At 44.0% G+C, this 2,832-nt stretch carries 3 protein-coding genes; 1 reads left to right on the top strand and 2 read right to left on the bottom strand.

Translation table 11 applies throughout. The annotated features are described in order from the left end of the window. On the bottom strand, positions 1-498 hold a 498-nt coding region (locus tag J6I68_RS13245; protein ID WP_292221011.1), incomplete at its 3' end, for a hypothetical protein. A gap of 18 nt (positions 499-516) precedes the next feature. Continuing rightward, positions 517-1,785 (bottom strand): M18 family aminopeptidase, encoded by a 1,269-nt coding sequence (locus J6I68_RS13240; protein ID WP_292221010.1) that lies wholly within the window; start codon positions 1,783-1,785, stop codon positions 517-519. Between the two features lie 132 nt (positions 1,786-1,917). On the opposite strand from J6I68_RS13240, the gene J6I68_RS13235 reads away from it, so the two are divergent. Continuing rightward, positions 1,918-2,832, top strand: a 915-nt coding sequence (locus tag J6I68_RS13235) for a glycoside hydrolase family 88/105 protein (protein WP_292221009.1), incomplete at its 3' end; no start/stop codon positions are given.

Here is a 2,832-nt window from a genome sequence, read left to right as displayed (position 1 = left end):
CTCAGCCATGTCCTTGTCAAAATAAACGCATGCAAAACCGTGATCAATAAATGGATATCCGGTGTTCATATCGTAGAGAACCTGCAGGTACTCTGCGTTTCTTACTCTGTCTAAAACCTCGTTGTAAACCTTCCTGTGGTTTTTCTCAAACCCTGGAAGTGGTGAATGCTTGTGGTACATCTCAAGAGCGGTTAAAAGAAATAACAGCTCCTGTGGTGAAAAGAGCTTAAGAGTTTCTGGAGAGATATCCTCATCAAAAACCATTTCCCCAAGCTCGTCTTTTCTCTCATCTGACAGAGTTTCTTTCATGACGCTGTCTTCAGCGCCCTTTATATTAACAGGATTAAGCCTTCCTATCACAGGCCAGCCAAGTCCCTCATAGTTACTCTTAAGCTCGGCTAAGCTTTTTTCCTTCTGAGCTTCAAGCTCTTTTTCCTTTGCCTCTTCTTCAGCCTGGACCTCTTTCTTTGCCTTGCCAAACACGTCAAAAATTCCCATTACTTCCTCCAAAAACTGTTACTTACTATAGAAAACCTGTGCCACTTTAGCCAGGTACTCAGGATCCTTGCTGCCTGCAGACTCATAAGGTGAATGCATCGCAAGCTGTGCGAGTCCGATATCCACTGTGTTTACAGAAACCTGAGTGGTTGAAATATTGCCAAGTGTGGATCCTCCTGGCATATCAGACCTGTTGGTAAAGGTCTGGAATGGAACGCCAGCCTCTTTGCAAAGAAGCTTAAAGTTTGCTGCAGAAACGCCGTCTGTTGTGTACTTCTGATTAGCGTTGTACTTGATGACAATACCCTTGTTCATTACAGGTCTGTTCACAGGGTCTGCCTTGTCCTGGTAATTAGGGTGAACTGCGTGAGCGTTGTCAGCAGATATCATGAAGCTTCCTGCTATTGCAGAAAGGTACTGCTGCCTTGTTCGTCCAAGACCGTCATTAATTCTCTCAAGGGTGTCCTTAAGGAAGGATGATGCCGCTCCCTGCTTGGTTGTACTGCCGACCTCTTCGTTGTCAAAAACAAGATGCATTGAAACGTAGTCCGTTGGCTTTGCATCCAAGAATCCAAAGAGACTGCTAAATACACACTCCTGATCATCAAGGCGTGAGCTTGAAATATACTCCTCACTTGCACCCCAGAATGCAGGCTTAACCCTGTTATACAAAAACAGATCATGGCTTAAGATATCTTTTTTCTTAACACCTGCAGCCTCTGCCACAATATCAAAAAACTTCCCTTCAGAAGTCTCATCTCCAAACAGTGGAAGCATGTCAGTCTGGGCGTTGTACTTGTGTCCGTCATTGGCCTCTCTGTCCATGTGGATTGCAAGGGCAGGAAGCATCAAAAGATCTCTGTCCACGTTTACAAGCACAGGCTCAGCCTTGCCCTTCTTATCAACAACAAGCCTTCCTGCAACGGAGAGGGGTCTGTCAAACCACTCAGCGCACAGCATTCCGCCGTACTTTTCAACGTTGAGCTTCACATAGGCTCCTGCAACAGCCATCTCCGGATTTTCCTTGATCTTGAAGGTAGGAGAATCGCTGTGGGATGCGATCATGTTAAAGCCCTTAAAATCTTTTTTCGGTATCTTAAAAGAGATTATTGCAGAGCCATTTCTTGTAACAAAGTAGTTACCTGGTTTAAGGCTCCAGACATCAGTCTCCTTAAGCTCTGTAAATTTCTTTTTCAAAAGCTCTTTTTTAATGTTGTCCACCACGTGAAAGGCTGTGGGTGAAGCATCGATAAAATCAAGCATTTTCCTGGTTATATTTTCTTTCATTTTTGCCACCTCGCTGAAAAAACAGTATACCATATTTTCCCATAATATGTTAAAATGTAAGCACTTACATTTGGTACTATCTACTGCTTTATCGTAACAACAATCAATTTCAAAAAAGAGTTGGAGAATCCCATGACAAGACAAGAAACCTACAAGATGCTTTCAGAGTATGTTGATTATCTTTTGGAGCAGTCCGATGCAGAGCACCCCTTCTGGAACAAGGAGAAGATCCTTCAGGGCAAGCCCAATACCTGGAACTACATCGATGGATGCATGATCACTGCTGTCCTTTCTCTTTACGAGATGACAGGAGACAAAAAATATCTGGATTTTGCAGATTCCTTTGTCTCATGGTTCGTTCAGGAGGACGGCTCCATCAAAACCTACGATCCTGCCGAGTATAACCTTGACAATATCAATCCCAGCAAGAACCTGTTCAAGCTCTATGACCTTACAGGAAAAGAGAAATACAGAAAGGCCATGGATACAGCAAGAAGCCAGCTTGCCACCATGCCAAGGACCAATGCCGGAAACTTTTGGCATAAGAAGATCTACCCCTATCAGGTCTGGCTTGATGGAATGTATATGGCACAGCCCTTCTACATGGAATATGAAAAGAGATACAACAAGATGCAGGGCTGTCTTGATTCCTTTAAACAGTTCAAAAATGTAGAAGCTCTTATGAAGGATAAAGAGACTGGTCTTTATTACCACGGATACGACGAGAGCAGAGACATGTACTGGGCAGACAAAGACACAGGTCTTTCGCCTAACTTCTGGCTAAGAGCCCTTGGTTGGTTCACAGTAGCTTTGGTTGACACAGCTGAGGCCATGGACGAATCCATGTACTATGAGTACAGATATCTTCAGACCATGCTTGAGGACCTAGCCAATGCCCTTATCCCATTCCAGGATGAGAGCGGAATGTTCTATCAGGTTGTGGATAAAAAAGATGATGACAGGAACTACCTTGAGACTTCAGGTACAGCCCTTATCGCCTACGGACTTTTAAAGGGCGTGCGCCTTGGATATATCCCAAAGAGATTT

The organism is Butyrivibrio sp. (genome assembly GCF_017940685.1).
GTDB lineage: Bacteria > Bacillota > Clostridia > Lachnospirales > Lachnospiraceae > Butyrivibrio.
The sequence above is the reverse complement of the archived record's forward strand: the minus strand, read 5'-3'. Positions and strand labels throughout refer to the sequence as shown.

What these genes read in the sequence shown, in the direction of transcription:
- J6I68_RS13240 (WP_292221010.1), bottom strand. Translation starts at nt 1,785, where the DNA reads ATGAAAGAAAATATAACCAGGAAAATGCTTGATTTTATCGATGCTTCA.